22 protein-coding genes are annotated in these 24,356 nt (G+C 70.1%); 9 read left to right on the top strand and 13 right to left on the bottom strand.

Features of this window, described 5'->3' with window-relative positions:
• The first annotated feature begins 27 nt into the window (after positions 1-27).
• The 3 genes from BMY74_RS23165 to fxsT are packed head-to-tail and all read left to right on the top strand — an operon-like array spanning position 28 to position 7,221.
• On the top strand, positions 28-1,815 hold the full coding sequence (locus BMY74_RS23165) for a VMAP-C domain-containing protein (protein WP_143091671.1): 1,788 nt from the start codon (positions 28-30) through the stop codon (positions 1,813-1,815).
• A complete protein-coding gene (locus BMY74_RS23160) occupies positions 1,812-2,882 on the top strand; it encodes an AAA family ATPase (RefSeq protein WP_089919394.1) in 1,071 nt (356 codons plus the stop codon). The genes BMY74_RS23165 and BMY74_RS23160 overlap by 4 nt, the downstream gene beginning before the upstream one ends.
• 1 nt (position 2,883) lies before the next feature.
• A complete protein-coding gene (gene fxsT / locus BMY74_RS23155) occupies positions 2,884-7,221 on the top strand; it encodes an FxSxx-COOH system tetratricopeptide repeat protein (protein WP_281244997.1) in 4,338 nt (1,445 codons plus the stop codon).
• Between the two features lie 6 nt (positions 7,222-7,227).
• Here fxsT and BMY74_RS23150 read toward each other — a convergent pair whose 3' ends face one another.
• The 3 genes from BMY74_RS23150 to map form a co-directional block, all read right to left on the bottom strand.
• A complete protein-coding gene (locus BMY74_RS23150) occupies positions 7,228-9,024 on the bottom strand; it encodes an HEXXH motif domain-containing protein (RefSeq protein ID WP_089919391.1) in 1,797 nt (598 codons plus the stop codon).
• 2 nt (positions 9,025-9,026) lie between these two features.
• Entirely contained in the window at positions 9,027-9,218 is a 192-nt protein-coding gene (locus tag BMY74_RS23145) for a hypothetical protein (RefSeq protein WP_245786311.1), read from the bottom strand.
• Positions 9,219-9,606: 388 nt separating this feature from the next.
• The gene (gene map / locus BMY74_RS23140) at positions 9,607-10,425 is read right to left on the bottom strand and encodes a type I methionyl aminopeptidase (protein WP_089919388.1); all 819 of its coding nucleotides are present in this window, start codon (positions 10,423-10,425) and stop codon (positions 9,607-9,609) included.
• A 123-nt stretch (positions 10,426-10,548) separates the two neighbouring features.
• Between map and BMY74_RS23135 the strand changes: the two genes are divergently transcribed.
• The 3 genes from BMY74_RS23135 to BMY74_RS23125 all read left to right on the top strand — a co-directional run bounded on the left by BMY74_RS23135 (position 10,549) and on the right by BMY74_RS23125 (position 12,007).
• A complete protein-coding gene (locus BMY74_RS23135; RefSeq protein ID WP_089919385.1) occupies positions 10,549-11,103 on the top strand; it encodes an EF-hand domain-containing protein in 555 nt (184 codons plus the stop codon).
• A 78-nt stretch (positions 11,104-11,181) separates the two neighbouring features.
• Positions 11,182-11,661: a MarR family winged helix-turn-helix transcriptional regulator gene (locus BMY74_RS23130; protein WP_089919384.1), complete on the top strand. Its 480-nt coding sequence runs from the start codon at positions 11,182-11,184 to the stop codon at positions 11,659-11,661.
• Between the two features lie 13 nt (positions 11,662-11,674).
• Positions 11,675-12,007 carry an antibiotic biosynthesis monooxygenase family protein gene (locus tag BMY74_RS23125; protein WP_089919382.1) on the top strand — a complete coding sequence of 111 codons (333 nt, stop codon included), beginning with the start codon at positions 11,675-11,677 and terminating at the stop codon, positions 12,005-12,007.
• Here the strand turns inward: BMY74_RS23125 and BMY74_RS23120 are convergent.
• The gene (locus BMY74_RS23120; protein WP_089919380.1) at positions 12,004-13,476 is read right to left on the bottom strand and encodes a tannase/feruloyl esterase family alpha/beta hydrolase; all 1,473 of its coding nucleotides are present in this window, start codon (positions 13,474-13,476) and stop codon (positions 12,004-12,006) included. The genes BMY74_RS23125 and BMY74_RS23120 overlap by 4 nt on opposite strands.
• A gap of 93 nt (positions 13,477-13,569) precedes the next feature.
• Here BMY74_RS23120 and BMY74_RS45775 point away from each other — a divergent pair, with 93 nt between their 5' ends.
• Together BMY74_RS45775 and BMY74_RS23110 are read left to right on the top strand one after the other, a co-directional pair.
• Entirely contained in the window at positions 13,570-15,189 is a 1,620-nt protein-coding gene (locus tag BMY74_RS45775) for a serine/threonine-protein kinase (protein WP_089919686.1), read from the top strand.
• A gap of 8 nt (positions 15,190-15,197) precedes the next feature.
• Positions 15,198-15,665, top strand: a complete 468-nt coding sequence (locus BMY74_RS23110; protein ID WP_089919378.1) for a cupin domain-containing protein — start codon at positions 15,198-15,200, stop codon at positions 15,663-15,665.
• 43 nt (positions 15,666-15,708) lie between these two features.
• Here the strand turns inward: BMY74_RS23110 and BMY74_RS23105 are convergent, their stop codons facing one another.
• Both BMY74_RS23105 and BMY74_RS23100 read right to left on the bottom strand, forming a co-directional pair.
• Complete coding sequence (locus BMY74_RS23105; RefSeq protein WP_089919376.1) at positions 15,709-15,903, bottom strand: ferredoxin; 195 nt, start codon at positions 15,901-15,903, stop codon at positions 15,709-15,711.
• Positions 15,900-17,114, bottom strand: coding sequence for a cytochrome P450 (locus tag BMY74_RS23100; RefSeq protein WP_089919375.1), 1,215 nt, complete (start codon positions 17,112-17,114; stop codon positions 15,900-15,902). Before BMY74_RS23100 ends, BMY74_RS23105 begins: the two co-directional genes overlap by 4 nt.
• A 119-nt stretch (positions 17,115-17,233) precedes the next feature.
• Between BMY74_RS23100 and BMY74_RS23095 the strand changes: the two genes are divergently transcribed.
• The gene (locus BMY74_RS23095) at positions 17,234-17,827 is read left to right on the top strand and encodes a TetR family transcriptional regulator (protein WP_089919373.1); all 594 of its coding nucleotides are present in this window, start codon (positions 17,234-17,236) and stop codon (positions 17,825-17,827) included.
• Here BMY74_RS23095 and BMY74_RS23090 read toward each other — a convergent pair whose 3' ends face one another.
• Genes BMY74_RS23090 through cysD form a run of 7 tightly spaced genes read right to left on the bottom strand, consistent with a single transcriptional unit; the run spans position 17,828 to position 24,334 of the window.
• Positions 17,828-18,142, bottom strand: a complete 315-nt coding sequence (locus tag BMY74_RS23090) for a hypothetical protein (protein WP_089919371.1) — start codon at positions 18,140-18,142, stop codon at positions 17,828-17,830. It abuts the gene before it with no gap.
• A gap of 47 nt (positions 18,143-18,189) precedes the next feature.
• On the bottom strand, positions 18,190-18,645 hold the full coding sequence (locus BMY74_RS23085; RefSeq protein WP_089919369.1) for an SRPBCC domain-containing protein: 456 nt from the start codon (positions 18,643-18,645) through the stop codon (positions 18,190-18,192).
• A complete protein-coding gene (locus BMY74_RS23080) occupies positions 18,642-19,421 on the bottom strand; it encodes an SDR family oxidoreductase (protein ID WP_089919684.1) in 780 nt (259 codons plus the stop codon). Before BMY74_RS23080 ends, BMY74_RS23085 begins: the two co-directional genes overlap by 4 nt.
• On the bottom strand, positions 19,421-20,560 hold the full coding sequence (locus BMY74_RS23075; RefSeq protein WP_089919367.1) for a sulfotransferase family protein: 1,140 nt from the start codon (positions 20,558-20,560) through the stop codon (positions 19,421-19,423). Before BMY74_RS23075 ends, BMY74_RS23080 begins: the two co-directional genes overlap by 1 nt.
• Positions 20,557-21,612, bottom strand: coding sequence for a DUF1214 domain-containing protein (locus tag BMY74_RS23070; protein ID WP_089919365.1), 1,056 nt, complete (start codon positions 21,610-21,612; stop codon positions 20,557-20,559). Before BMY74_RS23070 ends, BMY74_RS23075 begins: the two co-directional genes overlap by 4 nt.
• Before the next feature lie 59 nt (positions 21,613-21,671).
• A complete protein-coding gene (gene cysC / locus BMY74_RS23065; protein ID WP_089919362.1) occupies positions 21,672-23,447 on the bottom strand; it encodes an adenylyl-sulfate kinase in 1,776 nt (591 codons plus the stop codon).
• Positions 23,447-24,334, bottom strand: coding sequence for a sulfate adenylyltransferase subunit CysD (gene cysD / locus BMY74_RS23060; RefSeq protein ID WP_218159703.1), 888 nt, complete (start codon positions 24,332-24,334; stop codon positions 23,447-23,449). Before cysD ends, cysC begins: the two co-directional genes overlap by 1 nt.
• Between the last annotated feature and the right edge of the window lie 22 nt (positions 24,335-24,356).

Raw genomic sequence — 24,356 nt, 5'->3', positions numbered from 1 at the left:
CGGCGTCATGTCGTGGGAAGGACGGTCGTGCCCCACTCGCCACCGACCGAACACCGGACGATCGTCGCGGTCGACGTCGCCGAGTTCACCCGTCCGGACCGCACCGTCGCGGACCAGATCGCGGTGCAGGAGGGCCTGTACGGCGTGTTGAGGGCCGCGCTCACCGCCGCGGGAGCGGTCGTGGACGAGTGCGACATCGAGGACCGCGGCGACGGCGCCCTGATCCTGATCCCGCCGTCGGTGTCCAAGAGCGAACTGGCGGACAAGCTGCCCGACCGTCTGGCCGCCGAGATCCGCCGCCACAACGCGACCCACGCGCGACCGGCGCAGTTCACGCTCCGCGTGGGGTTGCACGCCGGGGACATCCGCAAGAACGCGAACGGCTGGGTCGGGAACGCCGTGGTCCAGACGTTCCGGATCCTCGACTCGGAGGAGGCGAAGACGGAGTTGAGCAGATCCGGGCAGCTCGTCGCCTTCATCGCGAGTTCCTACTTCTACGACGAGGTCATCAGCCAGGACCCCGGCAGCGCACCGGAGTCGTACCGCCGCATCGACGTCTCGGTGAAGTCGTTCGACGGGTACGCGTGGCTGAGGCTGCACGGGGGGCGCTGGGAGGCCGGCGCGTCGCCGCCGGCCCTGGTCGCCGGGCCGGCGCACGACGACGTCGTCGTGCGCTCCCTGTTCCCCGCGGACGAGATGAAGGTGCTGGAGGGGTTGCTGTCGGGCGTGGAGACCGACCGCCTGCCGATGCTCGTCCGCCGCGCCACGCGGGCGAGGATTCCCCTGCCCCGTTTCCCCTCGGTCTGGGAGGCTTTTCTCAACCTGGCCGACGTGAACGCGGATTCCGACGGAATTCCTCCTGCCATCGAATTCCTCGAACTGCTCGCCGAGGAGCTCGGTGCCGACAGCGCGGCCGAACTGACGGAGTGGGTTTCGCAGAAGATCTACAACCTGCGGCGTACCGAGCAGCGGCAGGAACGCCGGGAGACCAGGGGCCCGATACCCGAGCAGCCGTTTCTGCACCTGATGATCGTGGTCGAACTGGACGCGATAGACGAGACCAGGTGCGTGCTCTCGTTCTGGCGCCAGGAAGATCCGCTCGAATGGCCGCCGCCGCGCGGGGGACCGCACGAGCTGGCCGTCGGTGAACTGGAACGGCGAATCGACGAGGTGATCGTCCAGGCCGAGAGCGAGTGGTCGGACCAGGCTGTTTCGGTCGCGCTGGAATTCGTGATGCCCAGGCCGCTGCTCCAAATGCCGATCATGGCGTGGCGCAAGGAATACGGGTCTGGTTACCCACGCCCGCTCGTGTACGACTATCCTTTGGCGCTCAGATCTCTAGAACGAATGCGGTCCGCTCACTGGCACCGGATTTGGCGCATGAGGTGGGAGTCGGCTGTGGACGACACCCCGTCGATTCGGCGAATTCACCCGTACGGGCCAGCTGAAGCCAGGGAGAATCCGATCGACGCCGTGCTGAGCGAATCCACGTGGGTTGGAATGGTAATGGACGAGCCGCCTTCCGCGCATCCCGATCCGAGCTCCGGGCCCGATGCGCTGACCGCCGCGTTGCGGGCCGGTGTGCCCCTGGTCGTCTGGCACCCGCGCGCGAGCGCCGCGGACCTGCGCGACCTCGTCGGCCGGCTCGTCACCGGTGAGGGCGGCATCTCCGGGGTGCCGGCCCGTCACCGCGCCGCGCACCTGGCCGCGACGGAGGACGACCTCATCCGCAACCTCGTCGTGCTGCTCGACGACCCGAACCGGAAGATCGGACCCGGCGGACCTCCGCCGACGTCGAGTGGGGGCCTCGAATGAGCGTGCGGGAACACGGCCGGGACGACCGCAGGGCGGGACTCGACGCGCCGGACTGGTGGATCTACCGGGGTACCGGCAGGGAGATCCACGACATCGATCTCGGCGAGATACTCCCGCCTCCTCCGCCGTGGCGCGACTTCCAGGGCGGCCCCCTCCCGGTCGACGACGTGCCACCGGGTGATGACGGCGAAGCGGATCGCCGGCTGGGGCCGGAGATCAACCTGGCGGAGTCCGACGTCGACGCGCACGAACTCGACGTCGTCAACGCGGCCCTGTACCTGCGCCGTCCGCTGTTGCTGACCGGCAAACCGGGAGTCGGCAAGTCCTCCCTCGCCTGGCGGGTCGCCCGGGAACTGCGTCTCGGCCGCGTGCTCAGGTGGTCGATCACCAGCCGCACGACGCTGAGTTCCGGGCTGTTCGACTACGACGCGATCGGCAGGGTCCAGGCGGCCGCGAGCCGCGCGCAGTCGGGGAACGCCGAAGAGGCACCCATCGGTGAGTTCGTCCGGCTCGGACCGCTGGGCACCGCGTTCCTGCCGCGCAGGCTTCCCCGCGTCGTGCTGGTCGACGAGCTCGACAAGTCGGAGTCGGACCTGCCCAACGACCTGCTGAGCATCTTCGAGGACGGCGAGTTCGTCATCCCGGAACTGGCCCGCGTGCGCAACCAGACGCGGGAGGTCACCGTCCACACGAACGACCCCAACGGGACCGCGACGGTCGTGGACGGCCGGGTCGCCTGCCGTGCGTTCCCGATCGTCGTCATGACGAGCAACGGCGAGCGCGAGTTCCCGCCCGCGTTCCTGCGCCGCGTGCTGCAACTCGAGATCAAGGACCCGACGGTCGAACAGCTGGCCGCCATGGTGGCCAACCACCTCCTCGACGAGCGCGGAGAACACCGCGACCGGCTGGTGCGCGAGTTCATCGCGAAGAGTCGCGCGGAGGGCGGGCTGCCGGCGGACCGCCTGCTGGACGCCGTGTACCTCGCGACGTCCGGGGCGTACCAGCCGGACGACCTGGCGTGGCAGCGGTTGCTGGACTCGTTGTGGCGCCGTCTGACGGAGCTGTGACGTGGACGGCTTGGAGGTTCTGGGCTGGACCGACGTCGGGGACGTCGTGTGGCTGGCCGCCGCGATGGGCGGCGGCGCACCGGAGAGCCGGGAGGACGACCTCGGTGATCCGGACCCACCCGTTCCCGTGAGGCCGCCGCCCGTCGAGTCCGTGCGCGAGGAACCGCCCGCGCCCGAGGAACCCGAGCCCGACGACGCTTCCGCCGTGGAGCCTCCGCCCGTCCCGGAGCAGGCGGAGGCGAAGGCGGAACCGGCTGAACCCCCATCGGGTCATGACGACGAGGAACGCGGAGAACTGCCGCCGGCCGCGGTGGTGGCGCCCGCTCTCGCCGAGATGCTGGAGTGCTTCCGCGCGTTGCGGCCGTTGAAGCGCGAAGTCCCTTCTTTCCGTTATGGCGCAACGACTCTGGACGAGGTCGCGACCGCGGAGCAGGTGGCGAGCACCGGCACGTGGTGGCCCATCACCCGGTCGTGTCCGGAGCGTTGGCTCGATCTGACCGTCGTTTTGGACGACAGTCCGTCCATGTCGCTGTGGCGGCCGAAGGTCGTCGCGTTCCTGGAGATGCTCGCGCGGCTGGGAGCCTTCCGCACGATCCAGTTCCGCTTGGTCGACGTCGTCCGCGACGGGGAGGGCACGGAGGTCCCGGTGTTGCGCGGTGGTACGCCCGGTGCGCCCGCGCGCGACCCGGCGGAGGTGCTCGACGTCTCCGGCCGCAGGGTCATGCTCCTCGTGACGGACGGCGTCGGCGGCGTGTGGCGACCGGACCTGCTCAACCCGATGCTCGCACGATGGGCGCGGTCCATGCCCGTGAGCGTGCTGCACCTCCTGCCGCAGTGGCTGTGGGGCCGTGGTGCCGTGCCGCTGCACCGCGCGAACCTGACCGTGCCGGCCGCGATGCGCCCCAACGGCCGCTGGACCTACGACCTGCCCGACGCGTGGCTGGAGGAGGACCCGCAGGCGCACCTGCGCAACGGCGCCGTCGCGGTGCCCGTGATCGAATTGCAACCTCGTTACCTGAAGTGGTGGGCGCGCTTGATCACGGCGGGCCACCGCGGTCCGGCCGCCGGAACGGTGGTGCTCGCCACCCGTGAGACCGCGACCGCGACCAACGGCGACCTGTCGGCGAAAGAGCACGTGGGCAGGTTCAGAAGCCTCGCCTCACCGCCGGCGCTCCGGCTCGCGACGTTGCTGGCGGCGGTCCCGGCTCACCCCGAAGTCGTGAAACTCATTCGCCATCAATTCGTCCCGGAGGCGAAAACCGAGCACCTCAGCGAATTGCTTCTGAGCGGAGTGGTGCACTATTCTCCCGTCGGCCGTGGAGTTCCTGCTTGGGACTCCACTGCTTTCGTCTTTCCCGAGAAAGTGCGAGAACTGCTGCTCAGCGGCGCTCGGCGGTCCGAAACCGCGGGTGTCGTGCAAACGGCTGCCGCGGTATTCGGGGATCGTATTCCGGCACTGAGACGTCTCCGTGACGCCATAGTGGATCCAGACAACACCCCGGACCCCGTTCCCTCTGTTTCGACAGCCGCTGAAGTCGGGCTCCAGCGTGCGGTGATGGGAGCGTTGTCGGGTCCTTACCTCTCACGCGCTGATCGGCTGGGCGATGCTGTGAGACGCGGCGGCGGCCATGCTGAATCAATCAAGCCCAGTGAGCCTAGGATAGCGAGCAAGAAAATGTCCGATGCGGCCGAGCGCGCCAGCACGACCACGGTATCCGAACCACCCGCGTATTCCGCATCGAACGCGGCGCAATCCGCCGGGTCGCGCGACAACGACCTCCCCGAGGTGAGCGGTATGACAGTTCTTCCCGCTTCGAGCTCGAGGACGTTTCACGAGCGGAGGTCGGATGATCCTCCCGTCATCTGGGGAAATGTCCCGCCGCGAAATCCGAACTTCACCGGCCGCGAAGAACTGCTGGACCAGCTGGGCAAACGCCTGACGGCCGGTGGTGCCACCGCGGTGCTGCCGTCCGCGCTGCACGGCATGGGCGGTATCGGCAAGACGCAGATGGCGACCGAGTACATCTACCGCCACCTGCAGGACTACGACCTCATCTGGTGGATCGAGGCGGCCCGGCCGACCCAGATCCGCGCCGGTCTCACCGAACTCGCGCGTCAGCTCGGACTGCCCGGCGCCACCGAGGCGAACACCGCCGTGCCCGCCGTCCGCGAGGCCCTGCGCGTCGGCCGGCCGTTCCGCCGCTGGCTGCTCGTCTTCGACGCCGCCGAGAGTCCCGAGGAAGTGCGCCCGTTCTTCCCGGCCAACGGTCCCGGCGAGGTGCTGATCACCTCCCGCAACCCGGACTGGGCGGGCGTCGCCAGGCCACTGGAACTCGCGGTGTTCGATCGGCGGGAGAGCATCGAACTGCTCGGCAAGCGCGGCCCGGAGATCGACGAGGCGGACGCGAACGTGCTGGCGGAGAAGCTCGGCGACCTGCCGCTGGCCGTGGAGCAGGCCGCGGCCTGGCGTGCGGTCACCGGCATGCCCGTGAGCGAGTACCTGAGGCTGTTCGACGAGTCCGTCGCGGAAATCCTCGACACGTCCGCCCAGACGGACTACGAGCGTTCGGTCGCCGCCGCCTGGAACGTGTCGTTCGACGAGCTGAAGAAGCGCAACCCGGCTGCGCACCAGATCCTGCACATCTGCGCGTTCTACTCGCCGGAGCCGATCTCCCGCGACCTGTTCACCGGCGTCAGCCGGGTGTCGATCTCCCCGGAGCTGGACGCGGCCCTGCGCGACCCGATCAAGCTCGCCAGGGCGATCCGCGACATCAACCGGTACGGCCTGGCGAAGATCGACCACGGCAACAACACCCTGCAGCTGCACAGGTTGGTCCAGTTGGTGCTGCGCAACCGCACCATGGCGCCGCAGCTGCACGCGCAGATGAAGCACGGGGCGCACCAGCTCCTGGCCAGCCTCGACCCCAACGACCCCGATTCGAGCAAGCACTGGTCGCGCTACCGCGAGCTGCTGCCGCACGCCTACGCGTCCGACATCGTCGAGTGCGACGAGGACTGGCCCCGGCAGCTCATCATCAACGTGATGCGCTTCCTGTCCGCGTGGGGCGACCACGACGAGGCCGCGCGCCTGGCCGAGCGGGTCAGCGAGGCGTTCGAACGCAAACTCGGCCCCACCCATCCGCAGTCGTTGTACGTGGCCGCACGCCTCGGCTTCTACCTGTGGGTCGTGGGCAGGTACGAGGAAGCCTCGCGGATCAACCAGCGCACCCTGCAGCGCCAGATCTCGGTGACCGGTGAGGACAGCGAGGAGGTGCTCACCGTCCAGGCCAACGTCGTGACCGACCTCCGGGCACAGGGGGACTTCGCCACGGCGGCGAAGCTGAGCGAGGAGATCCTCACCAAGTCCAGGCGCCTGTTCGGGGACGACGACCCGGAGACCCTCAAAGCGGCGTACCAGCACGGCATCAGCCTCCGGCTGTCCGGCGAGTACGTCGCGGCGGCCGAACTCGACCGCGACACCGCGGACCGCCGCAGCGAGGTGCTCGGGCCCGACCACCCGAGGACGGTCAGCAGCTACTCCGCGGAGATCGTCGACAGGCGCGAGGCGGGCGAGTACATGCGCGCCCGCATCGACATGGAGAAGTTCGCCGAGACGTACCGGATGCGTTTCCCCGCGGACAGCCCGGAGCAGTCGACCAGGTCGTTCCTCCTGTCGGTGTTGCGCCGCAAGGACGGTGACCACGCGCGAGCACTGGAGCTGTCCACTCCGGCACTGGCCCAGTTCACGTTGCTGTACGGCCACGACCACCAGACCCGGTTGGCCTGCGCCGTGGCGCATTCGATCGATCTTCGTCACGCGGGCGAGCTCGAAGCCTCGAAGACCCTGGGAGAGGACACGTTCGAGCGGTATCGGCGCGCTCTGGGCGACGACCACCCGCACACCGTCCTCGCGACCGTCGACCTGGCGTTGACGATGCGGCTCAAGGGCGAGGTCGCCGAAGCCCGGGAGCTCGACGAACGGGCGTTGGAACTCTTCCGCGGCCGCCTCGGCCCGAACCACCCCTACGCGATCATCGCCATGATCAACCTGGCGAGCGACCTCGCAGCCCTCGGCGAGATCGATCGGGCGATCGCGCTGGGACAGGACGCCGTGCAGCGTGGTGGCCAGGTGTTCGGTGTCAACCACCCCACTCTGCTGGCTGCGTCGCTCAACCACGGTCACGACCTGCGGGTCGCGGGGCGTCTGGAAGAGGCCGAGCAGCACCACGAGCCGGTGCTGGACAGGTATCGCAAGGTGCTCGGCGAAGGGCATCCCGGCACCATCGCCGCGATCAAGGGGATGCGGGCCAACTGCGACATCGACCCGATCCTGATGTAGCGGGCCTCAGCCGGAGACGAGCTGGCCGAGCCACCAGGCGAGCTTCTCCGGTGTCGGTACGTCGAGTGCGGTGCGCCGGAGTTCCCGGTGCACCGCACGCACCATTTCCGGGCAGTGCAGCAGTGCGCGTGCGGCCGGGTTGGGACCGGCCGCGTTCAGGGCGAGTCCCAGCCCCACCAGTGCGACCGGCCGGTCGGGGTCGGCGCGCAGCTCCGCGCGGTAGCCGCGGGCCGCGTCGACGTGGTGTCCGGTGATCAGGGCGAAGTCCGCCTCGGTGGCGCCGGGGACCGTCCGCCAGTCCTCGTGCCCATCCCGGCTCAGGGCAAGGCGCAGCAACGTCGCCCGGCTTCGCGACCACGGTCCGTCCGGCACCGGCGTCGGGGGGAGATCGGCCGGCGCCAGGACGACAGGAGGCCGCGCGTCGCCGGCCAGCCAGGCGGCTGCTGCCGCGGAGACCACCGCGTGATCCGGCCGCAGGTGCCGCAGGAGCCAACCGGCCCGGTGATCGGCGGCGAGCAGTTCGGTCAGTTCCAGGACGTCCTCGGGCACCGGATCGTGCTGCCACGGTCCGAGCACTTCGGCGATGCCGTCCAGAAAACGTCGTCCCGCTTCGGTCAGCGTCGGATCCTTGCGCAGAGTCAGCAGTGTCCGCCACGTCTGGCCCCGCCAATGGGCGAACTCGAACACCGCCCGTCGCGATGTCCCTGATCGGGCCGTGGCGCGCCAGAACGAGGTCACGCCGAAGAACGCGGTGACGCCCTGGTACGCACCGCTGAGAGGGCGGGGATCGTCCCGCCAGGGCACGTAAATCCGCTCCGTGCGGTCGTTCTCGTACAACCGCGCCAGGTGGAGGATCCCGCCGAGCACGATGTGCTGGTGCTCGTGGACCAGGGTGGCGGCCAGATCGGCGGAGTTCTCGGGCAGCCCGATCACGACACTGCCGAAGGCCTCGCCGGTCGACGCGCTCGGGTTCTGGAACGGCACGTTCGGCTTGGGCACCACGGAGTTCAGACCGGCGGCGATCATCCCGGCCAGATCCGGTGTGACGTCTCGCAGCAGGTCCCAGGCTTCGCTCAGCAGACGTCGCCAGGTGGCGGTCGCGGTGCTCGCCAGCCGGTCCGGCGGCAGCGGCTCGTGCAGCCCGCGGTAGGGGTCGAGGTCGTCCAGGGTCACCGAGAGCCGGCTCGCCGCGTCACCGGCCCGGCACGTGCGCAGTGCCCACCAGCCGGGGGAATCGGCGTCGAGCCTGGCCGGCAGCCGGACCTCGCCGCTCTCACCGCGGACGGCGTAGCGGCCGCGTCCACCGCTCACCACCGCCGTGGAGAAGCGGTCCGCGGCAGGCAACCGCGCCGTCCCCAGTGAAGGCAGTGCCGCGTTGCCCTCCCACAGCGGTACCGCGATCTCGAAGTCCAGGTCGGCCGTGATCGCCGCCGCGGCCGCGAGCGCGTGCACGTGGCCGAGGTGGGTCCACAACGGACAAACACCGGCCGCGCCGTGGGTCAGCAACCTCGTCGAGTACCCGGCCCAGCTCCCGGTGTAGGGGTGCGCGAACACCCGGTCGAGGGCGGCCGGTGACACGTTCTCAACCCGCGCGAGCAGGTCCCAGACCGCCTCGAGCGGCGGCAGCGGCCCGAACGCCCCTGGCGTTTTCGCGGACGCTTCGAGCAGTGCGTGCACGAGCAGCTTGCGCCTGCTGAGTTCGGCCGCGCGCAACCGGCCGATCATGGACGCGTCCCCGTTCAGGCGTGCGAAGGCGTCGAAGTCGGCCCACGGCATGCGGTGGAAAGGGGTGGGCTGCGACATGATCAGTCGATTCGCTCACCGCCGGATTCGTTGGAGCTTCTGTAGCCCGCGGTCACGAGCGCGGCTCGTTCCACGACGTGTTGCAGGGAGCGGCGCAGGTGGGCGCTGTCCAGGTCGCGCAACCTCGTGAAGGGGACGCCTTCGAGGTCGATCAGCGCGGATTCCAGGTCCGGCTCCAAGCCCGATGAGCTCATGGTGTCGATTCCCCTCACGCCGAGTGCCGGTCAGTGCAGGCGATTCCCATGATGACGCAACAATGCGGGCTTCAGGTAGGCCGATGCCTTGCGCTTCCTTGCGCCGAAACGAGCAACTGCCGCGACGGCAGGCGGTGCTGACCTGGAATTGGACACGAATTGGAAGGCTATTGACGTTGGCGCTCGTGCGGCTGGCTCGCGCTGCGTGGCTGACGCGGTCCGCGGGTGTCCGGCTCACGTGCGAGTGCTTTTCCGGGTGGGGTGTGCTCGGTCGGGCTCCCTTGTGTCCGTTGTGGACTGTGGATCGAGCTGGAGGACCCCGCACCGCCGCGAGCCGGTCTCGTTCACCGGTCCCGGCTGATCGGCAGCGCGGTGGACACCTCCACTGTCACGCCTGGGGCGTGCCGGCCTGGGAGGACGCGGGCTGAGCCTTCAGTTCGCTCTTGCGGCGCGTCAGCACCAGCGGGCCGTCCTCGGTGATCGCGACCGTGTGCTCGGAGTGCGCCGTGCGCGAGCCGTCGGCCGAGCGCAACGTCCAGCCGTCCTCGTCGTAGACGATCTCGTCGGTGGTGGCGGCGAGCCACGGCTCGATCGCCACGGTCAGGCCCGGCTTGAGCTTCATGCCGTGCCGGCGGCGGCCGTTGTTGGAGATGTGCGGAGCCTCGTGCATGGTCCGGCCGATGCCGTGGCCGCCGAACTCCAGGTTGGGCGTGTACCCGTACTGGCCGCAGACCTCGCCGATCGCCGCCGAGATGTCGCCGATGCGGTTGCCGACCTGCGCCGCCTCGATCGCGGCCGCGAGCGCCACCTCGGTGGCCTGGATCAGGCGCTGGTCCTCTTCGCGTGGCGTGCCGACGATGACGGTCATGGCCGAGTCGGCCGCCCAGCCGTCGATGAGGACGGCGATGTCCATGGTCAGCACGTCGCCGTCGGCCAGCACGTAGCTCTTGGGCAGGCCGTGCAGCACCGCGTCGTTGACCGCCAGGCAGGTGACGTTGCGGAACGGCCCGCGTCCGAACGACGGCGAGTAGTCCCAGTAGCAGGACACGGCGCCGCGTTCCTGCAGCATGTGGCGCGCGTGGTGTTCGAGGTCGAGCAGGTTCACACCCACCGCGGCCCTGGCGGAGAGCTCGTCGAGCACTTCCGCGATGAACTGGCCGGTGACGTGCATGCGCTCGATCTCGGCGGGGGACTTGAGCTCGATCAACGTGTTCCTCCATCAGCGGTTACCGGTATAACTATACCGGCTTCGCGGAACCGGCTGAACAACACCACCCAGGAGGGGGACGCGCGTTGCATCCTCCCGGCCGCGTCACCACAGTGCCTCATCATGAAGCAGGTGTTGCAGCACAGGATCGACTCGACCTTCGCCCACTACGACGTCAACCGCAACGGCGTCATCGAACTGGCGGACATCTACGCCCTCGCCAACCGCCTGCTCCAGGCGTACGGCGAGCCCGCCTCCTCCGAGCGGGGCCGCGACCTGGTCGAGGCCTACGACAGGTTCTGGGAGATGCTCGCCGACCACTGCGACACCGACCGCGACGGCCGCATCGGCCCGGACGAGTACCGCGCCGCCATGATCGAGGCCTTCGTCGAGGGCGGCCCGATCAACATGGACTTCCTCGAGGTCGTCCAGTCCCTCCTCGTCCTCATGGACACCAACGGCGACGGCCGTGTCGACGCCGCCGAGTTCGGGGTGCTGCTGAAGGCGCGCGGCCTGTCGGTGGAGGAGTGCGCGACCGCGTTCCTGCACCTCGACACGGACGGTGACGGGGCGATCAGCGTGCAGGAGTACGTCGCGGCGGTGCGGGACTACTACACGAACCCGGCGGAGGACACGCCCGGCAGCTGGCTGTACCCGAAGGCGCTGCAGCGCGCCTGAGTTGGTGGGGGAGAGGACGCTCCGCGGGCGTCGCGTGCACACGGTCGGTCGACCTCCGCGCGCCGCTAGGGTGAACCGATGGTCACCCGAGCGGAACGCAACGCCTCGAACCCCGATCTGGGCGTCCTGTCGGGCCGCCTGCTGTTCGCGGTGCAGCGGGAGCTCTTCGAGAAGCTCGCCGACCTGGGGTTCGGCGACCTCAAGCACCGCCACGGCGCGGTGCTCGCCTACCTCGACCCCGAGGGGGTGCGTGCGACGGACCTCGCGCACCTCTCGGGGCAGCACAAGCAGATCATCGGCACGCTGGTCGACGAGCTGGAGGCGCTCGGCTACGTCGAGCGCCGGCCCGATCCGAGTGACCGCCGGGCGAAGCTCGTCTGTCCCACCGGCCGCGGGCTCGCGCAGATGAAGGCCGCCGACCACATCATGGCCGCGATGCAGGAGCGGCACGCCGAACGGGTCGGCGAGGACGAGTACGCGCGGTTCAAGCACGTGCTCGTGGACATCACCGAGCACCAGCGCCTCGTGGGTCGACCTGGATTTGGTCAAGAATCGTGACTATCATGAAAACATGACTACTTCGGTGGAACTCACCCGCTTCCGCGTGGCACCCGAGAACGTCGAGGCGCTGCTGGCCGCCCGGCCGGGCATGGTCGCCGACTTCGAGGCCGACCGCGAGGGTTTCCTCGGCGCGCGGCTCGTGCGGCTGCCGAACGACGAGTGGCTCGACATCGTCGAGTGGCGCTCCTCCGAGGACTACGCCGCGTCCAGCCGGAAGGGACCGAACCTGCCGGGCATCAAGGCGTTCTTCGACGCGATCGACTCGCTCGTCTCCGCGGAGGAAGGGGCGCTCGGCCTCGTGTCCGCCGGCGAGGCCGAGCCCGGCGCCGAGCCGCCCGCCTAGAGGCAGCGGTAGCTGGAGGCCGCCTTCGGGTCGCCGTACACGTACCGCGACACCTTCGGGTACGCGCAGAGGTCGCGGGTCGAGCCGGCCGTGGCGGCGGTGAGGGTGGCCGGCGCCTTGCCGCGTTCGACCCAGTCGACCAGCTGGCCCAACGCGTTCGTGGGCTGAGCGCCGCTGCCGCCGGAGCAGTGGTCGACTCCGGGAGCGGTGAACAGGCGGTAGAAGTCGTCGACGTGGCCCATCCGCCGCTCGACGGCGTCGCGGTACCGCAGCGTGCCGCCGGGCGGGATCAACTGGTCGTTGGTGCCGACGAACGTGATCAGCTTGCCGCCCGAGCGGCGGAACGCCGACAGGTCCGGATCGGAGGTGCCGATGACGCCGTCGTACTCGCGCACCGACTGGCGGAACAGGTCGCGGTACTGGGCGTAGGTGAGCTTCGAGGTGTCGAAGCCGGGCTGCTTCAGCAGGAAGCTCTGCACCCACAGCGCGGCGACGGGGAAGCCGGGACCGGACGCGCCGGGCAGCGTGCCCGCGAGCCACACCGGGTCGGCGCCCTTCGGCAGGCCCGGCCAGAGGCTGCGGCCGCGCTCGTCGGTCGGGCCGTCCCAGATCTTGCGCATGACGTCGGCGTCGGCCTTCGTCACCGTGATCTCGGTGCCCTCGCACAGGATCTTCGTGCCGATCAGCTGCCGCGGGTCGTAGCCGCAGCGGTCCGGGCGGTCGACGATGCCGTCACGGACGCGGTCGTTCGCATCGCACGCCTCCACGGCCGCCTTGCGGAACGCGTCGAGCACGCAGTTGCTGACGACGTGCCCGTCGTTGCCCTGCACGACCTGCGGCCACAGGGTCGCGACGGCGAACTGCGCCCAGTTGACGGCGGGCGCGTTGGCGAGGACGCCGTCGTAGTCGTCCGGGAAGTGCTGCGCCTCCGCGTACCCCTGGCGGCCGCCGGTCGAGCAGCCGTTCCAGTACGAGTAGGTGACCGGGCGCTGGTAGTGCCCGCGCACGACCTGCTTGGCGATCACCGCCGCCTCGTGCACCGACCGCGTGGCGAAGTTCGCCAGCAGGGTCTGGTCCACCGAGCCGTTCCGGAGCGCCCAGCTGGTGTTGAGGGCGTCCAGCACCCCGGCGTCGGTCGTCACGGCGGCGTAGCCGTCCTCGACCGCCTGCTCGAACGGCGCACCGGTGTCGCCGGCGGCGTAGGCGCTGCCGCCGACGCCCTGCAGGCGGCCCGTCCAGTTCTGCGGCAGGCCGACGACGACCTTCACGTGGTCGCCGGTGTGGGTGAGCGTCACGGTGATCTCGCAGTGCGCCGGACGGCTCACGGCGCCCACGGACTCGATCTTCGCACCCGCCGGGGCGGTGACCGCGACCGCCGCGCAGTCAGGGGTGCTCGCCGAGGCGGGCGCGAGTGGCGCCAGGCCGGTCAGGAGCAGTGTTGTAGCCAACAACTTCGTCAGTCGTCTCACGCCGCGCGACGCTAGGCGGGGCTCCGGAACGCTCGCGCCCGTCAGGTGACGCTGCCGGTGTACGTCACCGGACCGGGTGACAGACTTCCGCGCATGCGCGAGGTGGGCAACAGACGCTACCGGCTGGACCGCGAGCTCGGCCGGGGCGGCATGGGGGCCGTGTGGCTGGGGAAGGACACCGTGCTCGGCCGCGAGGTCGCCGTGAAGGAACTGCTGCTGCCCCAAGGCGTCCCGGCCGCGGAACGCGCCGTCTACCAGGAGCGGGTGCTGCGCGAGGCGCGCATCGCGAGCCAGTTGCAGGATCCCGCCGTGGTCACCGTCTACGACCTCATCTCCGAGGACGACCAGACGTACATCGTCATGGAGCTGATCAACGCCCCGACCCTGGAGTCGCTGGTCGAGAGCTCCGGTCCGCTGGGCGTCCGCGCGGCCGCGACGCTGGCGGGGCAGCTGCTGAACGCGCTGGAGGCCGCGCACGCGTCCGGCGTCGTGCACCGGGACGTCAAGCCGGGCAACGTGATGGTGCCCGGCAGGGGCACCGCGAAGCTCACCGACTTCGGCATCGCCCAGGCCGTCGACGACCCCAAGCTGACGGCGACCGGCACGTTGATCGGCTCACCCGCCTACATGGCGCCGGAACGCCTCGCGGGCGGTGACGCCTCGCCCGCGTGGGACCTGTGGGCGCTGGGCGCGACGCTGTTCTTCGCCGTGGAGGGCCGCGGCGCGTTCGACCGCCCGACCACCTCGGCGACGATCCTCGCGGTGATGAGCGAACGCCCGGTGCCCCGCGTCACCGGTCCCCTCGGCGAGCTGATCACCGGCCTGATGGAACCCGATCCCGCCCGCAGGACCGGTGTCGAGCGGGCACACCGCCTCATCGAGGCGGCGCTCCTCGCGGAGACCCACGCGTCCAGGCGGACCGGGCCGGTGGCGGACGGCATGCCGACCGTGGCCGGTCCGGCGTTGGGCGCGGTGCTCGCGACGCTGCCGGCGCAGGGCCCGCCGCCGCCGACGTCGGGCCCCGTGGCGATCGGCCGGTTCACCCCGCCCCCGACGTCGGGTCCCGTCGCGATCGGCCAGTTCGCCCCCGCCCCGGCCTTCCCGGTGCCCCCTCGCCGCAAGCGCCCCGTCGGCGCGATCCTCGCCGGAACCCTGATCCCGCTGTTCCTCGTCGGCGCGCTGGTCCTGCTGTACTTCACCGTGTTCAAGCCGATGTTCACGAGCTGGGGCCTGGGCACGCCGGACGGCCCGGCGAGCACGCCCGCGATGCAACCCGTCCTGACCATCGGGCCGGGTGGCGACATCGCGGACGGCGTGGTGTCGATGGCGTTCCGCAAGTCCTGCCTCACCTGGGTGCCGGCCAAGGACGTCCGCAAGATCGAGTCGAAGGACCGCGTCGGCTGCTACGCCGAGCACGACGTCGAGGTGCTCGACACCGTCCTCGCCAACACCGAGATCGAGAAGGACGTGCCCTACCCCGGCGCCGAGGAGCTCACCAAGATCGGCGGTACCGGGTGCACGCGCACGTTCCTGTCGGACAAGGTGAACGGCCAGGACAAGGAGAAGACCCTGCGGTACTGGGTGATCATCCCGACCGCGGAGGCGTGGAAGGTGAAGACGGAGAACGGCTACCGCAGTTCCGACCGCCTGATCTACTGCTTCGTGGGCAAGGCGGACGGGACGAAGCTGGTCGAGCCGCTGATGAAGGACTAGGAGGGGACTTGTCGTATCCCGAAGAGGTCTACTTCGGACAGACCGGCGAGGTGAACGCGCGCTTCCGCCCCGCGAGCACGCCGCCGGACAAGGGCACCGAGGGCGACGGCATCCACTACCTCGCGACCACCGCCACCACGGGTGGCGAGTTCGGGCTGTACCGCGTGATGATGAGACCGAGGGCGGGCGGCCCGGCGACCCACTTCCACCGGACGATCTCCGAGTCGTTCTTCGTCCTCAACGGCGTCGTGCGCCTCTACAACGGCGACAGGTGGATCGAGGCGGGGCCGGGCGACTTCCTGCACGTGCCGCAGGGCGGGTTGCACGCCTTCCGCAACGACTCCGACGCGGCGGCCGAGATGCTGCTGCTGTTCACGCCCGGCGCGCCGCGCGAGGAGTACTTCGAGAAGCTCGGGGACATCGCGGAGGAGGACCTCACCGCGTTCCGGGTCAAGCACGACTCGTACTTCGTCTGAGCCCGGGGGTGCCGGACCGGCGAACCGGTCCGGCACCGCGGGACTACTCCGAGACGGCGATCGCCGACGCCGGGCAGACGGCGGCCGCGTGCTTCACGTCCGCGAGGCGCTCGGCCGGCGGGTGCGCGTCGAGCAGATCCACCAGACCGTCGTCGTCGCGCTGGTCGAACACGTCGTCCGCGGCCAGCACGCACTGACCCGCCCCGACGCACTTCCCCTGGTCCACCACGATGTTCACGCCGACCTCCAGGTGACGGGCAGCTCCGCCACGCCGCCGGTGAGCGTCGCGCGGACCTGCAGCTGATCGAGTTCCTTGGCGAGCCGCATCTGCGGCAGGCGCTTGGCCAGCGCGGCGAACACGACGCGCAGCTCCGTGCGGGCCAGCGAGGCGCCGATGCAGAAGTGGGCGCCGTGGCCGAAACCGAGGTGCGTCCTCTCCGGACGGTCGGGGTTGAACTCCTCGGCGTCGGAGTACACGGTCGCGTCGCGGTTGGCGGCGTTGATGGAGAGCACCACCGCGTCGCCGGCCTGGATCGTCACACCCGCGATGTCGACGTCCTCCCGCGCATACCGCAGCAGACCGAGGTCGCCGGGGGCGCCGAGGCGCATGACCTCCTCGACCACCGCGTCGACGCGGCCGTCCGGGTCGGCGACGAGCGCGTCCCAGCGCGAGCGTTCGGTGAGCAGGAACAGCACGCCGAGGCCGATGCGGTTGACCGTGGTCTCGTGGCCCGCGAACAGCAGACCGACGCAGAGCCGGACCATCTGCACGTAGTCGAACGTCTCGTCGTCGGCCTGGGCGCGCACGAGGTCGGAGATCACGTCCTCGCCGAGCGCACCGCGCTTGCCCTCGACGAGACCGACCATGTACCGCATGAACTCCTCGCGCGCCCGCTGCGCCTCGTCACCGATCTCGGTGCCGGCCATGCGCTCGGACAGCGACGCGAACTTCTCGTTGTCCTCCTCGGGCACCCCGAGCAGCCGGCAGATCATGGCGACCGGCAGCGGGAACGCGAGGCCGTGGTGCAGGTCCACCACGCCGGTCCGCTCGTGCTCGGCGACCAGCGCGTCGAGGTAGCCGTCGACCAGCTCCTCCATGTTGTCGCCCAGCTTCCGCATGCGCTTCGCGGAGAACGCGGGCGTGAGCAGGCGGCGCATGCGCGTGTGGTCGGCCTCCTCGGTCGCGTACTCACCGGTAGGCCCGTCCTGGACGGCGGCCGTCGAGACGCGGGAGGCCTTCTCCGGTTCGGGGTGGGACCGGCCGAAGCGCTTGTCCCCCAGCAGGAGGCGGACCTCCTCGAACCGGGTCACGAGCCAGGCGGGGTCACCCGCCGGTGTCGTCACGGGTGCGATCGGCGCCTCACGTCGCAGCACCTCGTAGAGCGGAGCGAGTTCGAGGACGTTCGGCCTGGGCAGCGGTAGCGTCAGGCGCTCTGCGTCAATGCTCATGCACCGACCGTAGCGCTTAATGGCAGATGGTGCCAATAAATGTTCTCAGGCGGGTGACGTGCTTAAATCGCCCGATGACGGACGTTGCGACAGAAAAGCCTCGCCGGGGACGGCCGCCGGTGAGCGACGAGCAGCGTCGGCGTCAGCGCCTCGACATCTCGCGCCACGCCGTCCGGTTGTTCGCCGAGCAGGGCGTCGCCGCGACGTCGGGGGAGCAGATCGCGCAGGCCGCGGGCGTCTCCGAGCGCACGTTCTGGCGCTACTTCCCGCAGAAGGAGAGCTGCGTCGAGCCGCTGCTCACGAAGATGGTGGACGCGTTCTGCGCCGTCGTGCGGGCCTGGCCGCGTGAGATCGACCTCATCGACCACCTGCGCGAGGCCTACAGCCCGTTGCTCGACGCGGCCTCCGACGAGGACATCGAGGCGGTCCTCTCGGTCGTGCGGCTCACCCACGGCGAACGGGCGTTGCGCGCCGCCTACCTGATGCTGCGCGAACGGGCGGAGGACGCGCTCACCGAGGTGCTCGCGGAACGCCTGGGCCGCCCGTCCGACGGATTCGACGTCCGGGTGCAGGCCGCGTCGATGAGCGCGGTGCTCAAGGTCGCCACCGACGAGGTGGCGCGGGCGGCGGCGGGCGGCGTCACCACGGAGACCCTGGACGGGCACCGGGAGCAGATCGCCACGGCACTCCGGGACCTGTCGCAGATGCTGTAGCTACACCGCCATGTTCGACCACGCCCAGATGAACGTCACGACCAGCGCGATGACGACCAGCACACCGACCGAACCGGCCAGCGCGAGGCCCGTCCCCGCCGACCGCCACGGTGCCGGTGCGGCGACCTTCACGACCAGGCCGACGAGGGCCGAGCCGAGGGCGATCCAGATGAACGAGTAGGCGTACTCGCCGCCGCGCCAGCCGAACGACTCGAAGGTGTCGTTCAGGAAGGCGATGACGGTCAGGGTCAGCAGGACGGCGGTGGTGGCGAACCCGGCCAGTGCGGCGAGTCGGCCACGGTCGATTTCGGTCACACGTCGAGGGTGCCGCCACTCCTGGGAGACGGCATCGGTACAACTACTCACACCCCGAGGAGCGACACCACCCGGTCGCGCAGCGCGTGGGCCACCGAGTCGAAGCCGTTCTTCACGTAGGCGCCCTGGGCCGCGAAGACCGCGTCGGCGTACTTGCCCGTGAACGTCTCGAAGGTCCGGTAGCCGCACCGGTTCGCGGACAGCGGCGTGATCACCTGGTCGCGCGTGCCGAGCAGGCCGGGGAACGTGTCCCCGGTGTCGTAGCGCAGCAAACGCGGGGGTTCGACCGCGCGGATGTACTCGCGACTGACCCACGTGCCCGCGGAGCCGTCCGGGCGCGGCAGCGTCAGGTCGATCGGCGAGCCGACGGCCAGCGTGGTCGTCACCGCGAGCGTGTAGGGATTCCACTGTGGATAGTTCGGGTAGTCGAGCAGCACGTCCCACACGAACGCGGCGGGCGCGTCGATCTCGACGGCCACGGACTCGATCAGATGTGTGCTCATGCCGGCATGTACTCCCCGCCGTTGACGTCCAGCACGGCCCCGGTGACCTCGGAGGCGTTGCGGGACAACAGGAACAGGATCGCTCCGGCGCAGGCGTCGTCGGCCGGGATGCGGCCCAGCGGGTTGCGGGCCGCGATCTCGTCGTAGACGGCCTGTTCGGTGGTGCCGCGCGCCTCGGCGGTGACCTTGAGGTAGAAGCGCACGCCGGGTCCGTCGAGCCAGCCCAGCACGGCCTGGTTGGCGCGGATGCCGTGCTCGCCCAGTTCCAGGGCGAGGAACTGGGTCGCGGTCGCCATCGCGGCCTTCGCGACGGCGTAGCCGCCTTCGCCCCGCATCGGTTTGCGGGTGGTCATGGTGCCCACGTTGACGATCGAGCCGCGCCCGGCGGCCTTCATGTGCGGCACGACCGCGCGCGTCACGTTCAGGGCGCCGAACAGGATGATGTCCACCGAGCGGCGGACGGCCTTCTCCGGCGTGTCCAGCAGGTCGAACCAGCCGGGGTGGCCGAAGGCCGAGTTCACCAGGCCGGTGATGGTGCCGAAGCGCTCGACGGCCGTCTCGACCAGGTGCGCCACCTCGTCGGGGCGGCGGACGTCGCACCGCACTCCGATCGCTTCCCCGCCGGCCGCGCCGATGTCCTTCTCGGCCTGCTTCATCACGTCGGCCGAGCGGGCGGCCATCACGACCCTCGCCCCCTCGGCGGCGGCGCGGACGGCCAGCTTCGAGCCCAGGCCGGGGCCGACGCCGGTGATCAGCACGACCTCGTCTCGCAGCATCACAGGTAGACCTCCGAGTAGAAGGCGAAGTCGCGGCGCAGCTGGTCCTCGGAGAGTCCGAAGTCCTCGGGGGTGTAGGAGTGCGAGCCGTGGCGTTCGGTGCGGTTCTGCTCCAGGTAGGTCTCGAACGCCTCGTCGTCGGCGGGACCGGGAGGCAGGCCCAGGGCGGTCATGACCTCGCGGGCGACCTCCAGGGGTCTGCCGACGGTGTCGGCGAACCGCACGTCCACGAACCGGCCGGGGCGTGCGGAGCGGGCCGCGGCGAATCCCTCCAGCGTCCTGGCGAACCGGCGGGACCAGTACCGTCCGATGTGGACCGGGTCGGTGTTGTCGCTGTACTGCGAGGACATCGCGCGGACCATCGACGCGTACGACGGCACGGCGCTGACCGGGGAGCGGTGCGTCATCACGATCCTGCAGTCCGGGAACTCGTCCAGCACCGTGTCGACGGCGGTCAGGTGGTGCGGTGACTTGAGCACCCAGGGCAGTGAGCGCGCGGTGTTCTGCCACTGCAACACCTGCAGCCACTCGCGCAGTTCGCGGTAGGCGGGGCGCTGGTCCGCGGAGCGCAGCCAGTCGCCGTAGGTGGGCACCCGGTAGAACGAGTCGAAGCTCATCGACACGAACGTGCGGTCCAGCAGGATCACGTCCTCCTCCGGCCCGTCCCACACGACGGTGTGCAGGTCGCCGAAGTCGGGGGAGAGCTGCGAGAACACCTGCATTCGTTCCCGGGCGCGGGCTTTGCGCAGCTCCGCGTCCGGACCCTCGCCTGGGAACGGCAGCGGGTAGGCGACCTCCCACGACAGCGTGGACGTCACCTGCGGTGAGGCGGACAGCAGCCGGTGCAGCAGCGTCGACCCGGTGCGCGGCAGGCCACAGATCTCGGCGGCCACGCGGACCTCGATGTCGAGCACCCCGGGGTTCGACCGCTGCACCGCGCGCAGCCGCAGCCGGTCGGACAGCAGTGCGGTGAGCCGGTGCCTGGTGAGCTCGAAACCCGGTGGGGACAACGCGGCCTCGGTGTTGAGGCTGTGCACGAGCACGTCCAGCGGCTCGCGGAACCAGTCGTCGCCGAAGTCCGCGAGCCCGGTCTTCGCCGTGGCCCTCTCCATCAGGTCCGGCACCTTCAGCGCCGTCATCGAACCTCCTCCAGTGCGACCACGCGGCACTTCGGAACGGGGTGCTCGGACGCGCCGAGCCAGCGCAGCAACGCCGTGCCGGACGTGTGGCCGCAGGTGTCGATCCAGTTGCCCACGCCGGGGTCCTCGGCGGCCACGACGATCGTCAGCCGGCCGTCGGTGAGCGACGCCGTGTGCTTGTTGACGGTGATCCTGCGCCGGTGGTCGAGCGACTCCATCCACCAGTTGTCGAGCTGGAAGTTCCAGTACGGGCAGTCCGGCACGTCGGTCTCGATCACCCACGCCTCGCCGGGTCGCAACACCCAGTACCCGTGCAGGTAGAAGATCTCCGGGTCGCCGCCCGCGCGCTGGAACATCTCCTGGCCGAAGTCGGGGAGTTCGTTGGGGCGCGCCATGAACGTGCGCGTCCAGTGCGCGAACGTGGCCGCGGTGCCGTGCACCGACAAAGCAGCCCGCTGCAACGCTTTGGCGAGGAACTCGGGTGTCAGGGGAGCGGGTTCGGCCGGGCCGCCGACCTGCTCGACGTGCCACGAGCCGGGGGTCTCGGTGGTGCGGTCGAGATAGGTCTGGCGCACCACCAGTCCCGTGGAGTCGGGAGCGAGCGGGAGCCAGTTGCCGCTCTGCTCGGTGGCGCTCGCGATGATCTCGACCGTGCCGTCCGGGGCGATCTCGAGGTCGCTGTCGGACAGCTCCCCGGTCGACGCCATCGTGCCGTCCTCGGCGTACCGGTTGGCCTTCGAGCCGATGCTGAAGTACGCGATGGTGCCGCGGGTGCCGGTGATCCGGTACGTGCGGTCGCCGCGGACGTTCGCGGACAGGTAGACGTTGTCCGGGTTGTCCGCGCCGATCTTCACGAGGTCGAGCTCGTGGAAGCGCGGGAAGTCGGGATCGGCGTTGTCCAGGCAGGAGTAGAGCATCTCGCGGGTCAGCCGCGCGAGGTAGCGGTACCCCTCCGCGCGGTCCAGCGGGGTGTCGGGCGCCCCGTCCGAGAGCACCACGTCACCGGCCTTCTCCAACGCCCGGCAGAACTGCGACCACGCCTCGTCCGGCACCGGATGCCTCCCGAAGTTAGAACGTGTTCTAGCGGAACCTACACGATTCTGGACAACGTTCAACAGACGCCGAGCGTGCGAAGCCGTGCCACCACGGCGTCGGCGGCGGCCTGCGGGCTCAGCTCCGTCGTGTCGATCCGGACCTCGGGATCGAGCGGTGGTTCGTAGGGGGAGTCGATGCCGGTGAAGTTCGCCAGCTCACCCCTGCGCGCCTTGCGGTACAGGCCTTTCGGATCGCGCCGCTCGGCGACCTCGAGCGGGGTGTCGACGAAGACCTCGCAGAACTCGTCCTCCTCGACCAGGCCCCGTGCCAGCGCCCGCTCGGTCCGGAACGGCGAGATGAACGAGACCAGCACGACCAGTCCGGCGTCGACCATCAGCGCGGCGACCTCGGCGATGCGCCGGATGTTCTCGACGCGGTCGGCGTCGGTGAACCCGAGGTCGGAGTTGAGCCCGTGCCGGACGTTGTCGCCGTCGAGCAGGAACGTGTGCCTGCCCTCGGCGTGCAGCGCCTTCTCGACGAGGTCCGCGATCGTGGACTTGCCCGCGCCGGACAGCCCGGTCAGCCACACGACGCACGGCCGGTGCCCGTTGCGCGCGATCCGGGCGTTCTTGTCGACGGTCAGTTCCTGCCAGCGCACGTTCGCCGGGCCCAGCGCGAAGTCGATCATCCCGGCGCCGACCGTGGCGTTGGACAGCCGGTCGAGCACGATGAACGACCCGAGGTCGCGGTTCGCCCGGTAGCACTCGAACGGCACGGGCGCGTCGAAGTGCACGGTGTCGACGCCGATCTCGTTGAGCGCCAACGCCTTCGTCGCGGTGAAGCCGACCGTGCGCGCGCCGATCTTCGCGAGGTACCGCCGGCCGGGCAGCAACCCCGTCTCGTGCAGCCAGACCAGCTTCGCCTGGAACGAGTCCGCGACACGGGGTGGGTCCGCGGCGTCGCCCAGCACGTCACCGCGGCTCGCGTCCACCTCGTCGGCCAGCACCACCGTGACCGACGAGCCGGTCGGCGCCGCCTCCAGGTCGCCGTCCATCGTGACGATCCTGGCCACCCTGGTGGTGCGCGTGCCGAGGCGGACCTCCTGGTCCCGTGCCAGCGTCCCGTCCAGCACGCGCCCGGCCAGGCCCCGGAACGTCGCGTCCGGCCTGGTCACCCACTGCACGAGGAACCGGGCCGGGCCGTCTCGCCGCGTCGGGGGCTTCACGGTTTCCAGCCACTGCACCAGGGTCGGGCCGTCGTACCAGGGCGTGAGACCGCCGCGTCCGACCACGTTCACGCCCTCGGTCGCCGACATCGGCACGCAGGTGACCTCGTCGAGGTCCAGTTCCGCCGCGAACTCCAGGAGCTCGGCCCCGACCTGCTCGAAGGCGTCCCGCGAGTAGCCCAGCAGGTCGAGCTTGTTCACCGCCACGGCAACGTTCCGGATGCCCAGCAACGACACGATGCGCGCGTGCCGCCGCGTCTGGCTGAGCACGCCTTTGCGGGCGTCGAGCAGCAGGACAGCCGCATCGGCCGTGGACGCGCCGGTGACCATGTTGCGCGTGTACTGCTCGTGTCCCGGGGTGTCCGCGACGATGAACCGCCGTGCCTCCGTGGCGAAGAACCGGTAGGCGACGTCGATCGTGATGCCCTGCTCGCGTTCGGCGGCCAGACCGTCCACGAGCAGCGCGAAGTCCAGGTCGCCGCCGCGCGTGCCGACCCGCCGCGAGTCCGCCTCCAGTGCCGCGAGGTGGTCGGCGTAGAGCAGCTTCGACTCGTAGAGCAGGCGCCCGATCAGCGTGCTCTTGCCGTCGTCGACGCTGCCGCAGGTGATGAACCGCAGAAGCTCCATCAGAAGTAGCCCTCCCGCTTCTTGCGCTCCATCGACCCGCTCGAGTCGTGGTCGATCACCCGGCCCTGCCGCTCCGACGTCGTCGCGGTGCGCATCTCCTCGACGATCTCCGCGACCGTGCGGGCCCCGCTGCGGACCGCGCCCGTCAGCGGGTAGCAGCCGAGCGTGCGGAACCGGACCAGTTCGTGGCGCGGTCGTTCGTGCAACGGCATCCGGTCGTCGTCGACCATGATCAGCGCTCCGTCGCGGTCCACCACCGGGCGTGACGCCGCGAAGTACAGCGGTACCACGGGGATCCGCTCGCGTTCGACGTAGCGCCACACGTCGAGCTCGGTCCAGTTCGACAGCGGGAACACCCGGATGCTCTCGCCGGGCGCGACCCGCGTGTTGTAGAGCCGCCACAGCTCGGGCCGCTGGTCCTTCGGCTCCCAGCGGTGCTGCGCGGTGCGGAACGAGAACACCCTTTCCTTGGCGCGGGAGGCTTCCTCGTCCCGTCGCGCGCCCCCGAACGCGACGTCGAAGCGGTGCTCGTCCAGCGCCTGGCGCAGCCCCTGCGTCTTCCACAGGTCGGTGTGCACCGCGGAACCGTGGTCGAACGGGTTGATCCCCGCCGCCACGCAGTCCGGGTTGCGGTGCACGATCAGCTCCAGGCCCAGCTCGGCGGCCGTCGCGTCGCGGAACGCGATCATCTCCCGGAACTTCCACGTGGTGTCGACGTGCAGCAGCGGGAACGGCGGCTTCGACGGGTAGAAGGCCTTGCGCGCCAGGTGCAGCAGCACCGAGCTGTCCTTGCCGATGGAGTACAGCAGGACCGGTCGCGCGCTCTCCGCCACGGCCTCGCGGAAGATGTCGATGCTGTCGGCTTCGAGGTGGTCGAGGTGGTCCACGTCACCGAGGGTAGGAGCAAAA

The sequence above is a fragment of the Lentzea albida genome (assembly GCF_900111005.1).
Lineage (GTDB): Bacteria > Actinomycetota > Actinomycetes > Mycobacteriales > Pseudonocardiaceae > Lentzea > Lentzea albida.
The sequence above is the reverse complement of the archived record's forward strand: the minus strand, read 5'-3'. Positions and strand labels throughout refer to the sequence as shown.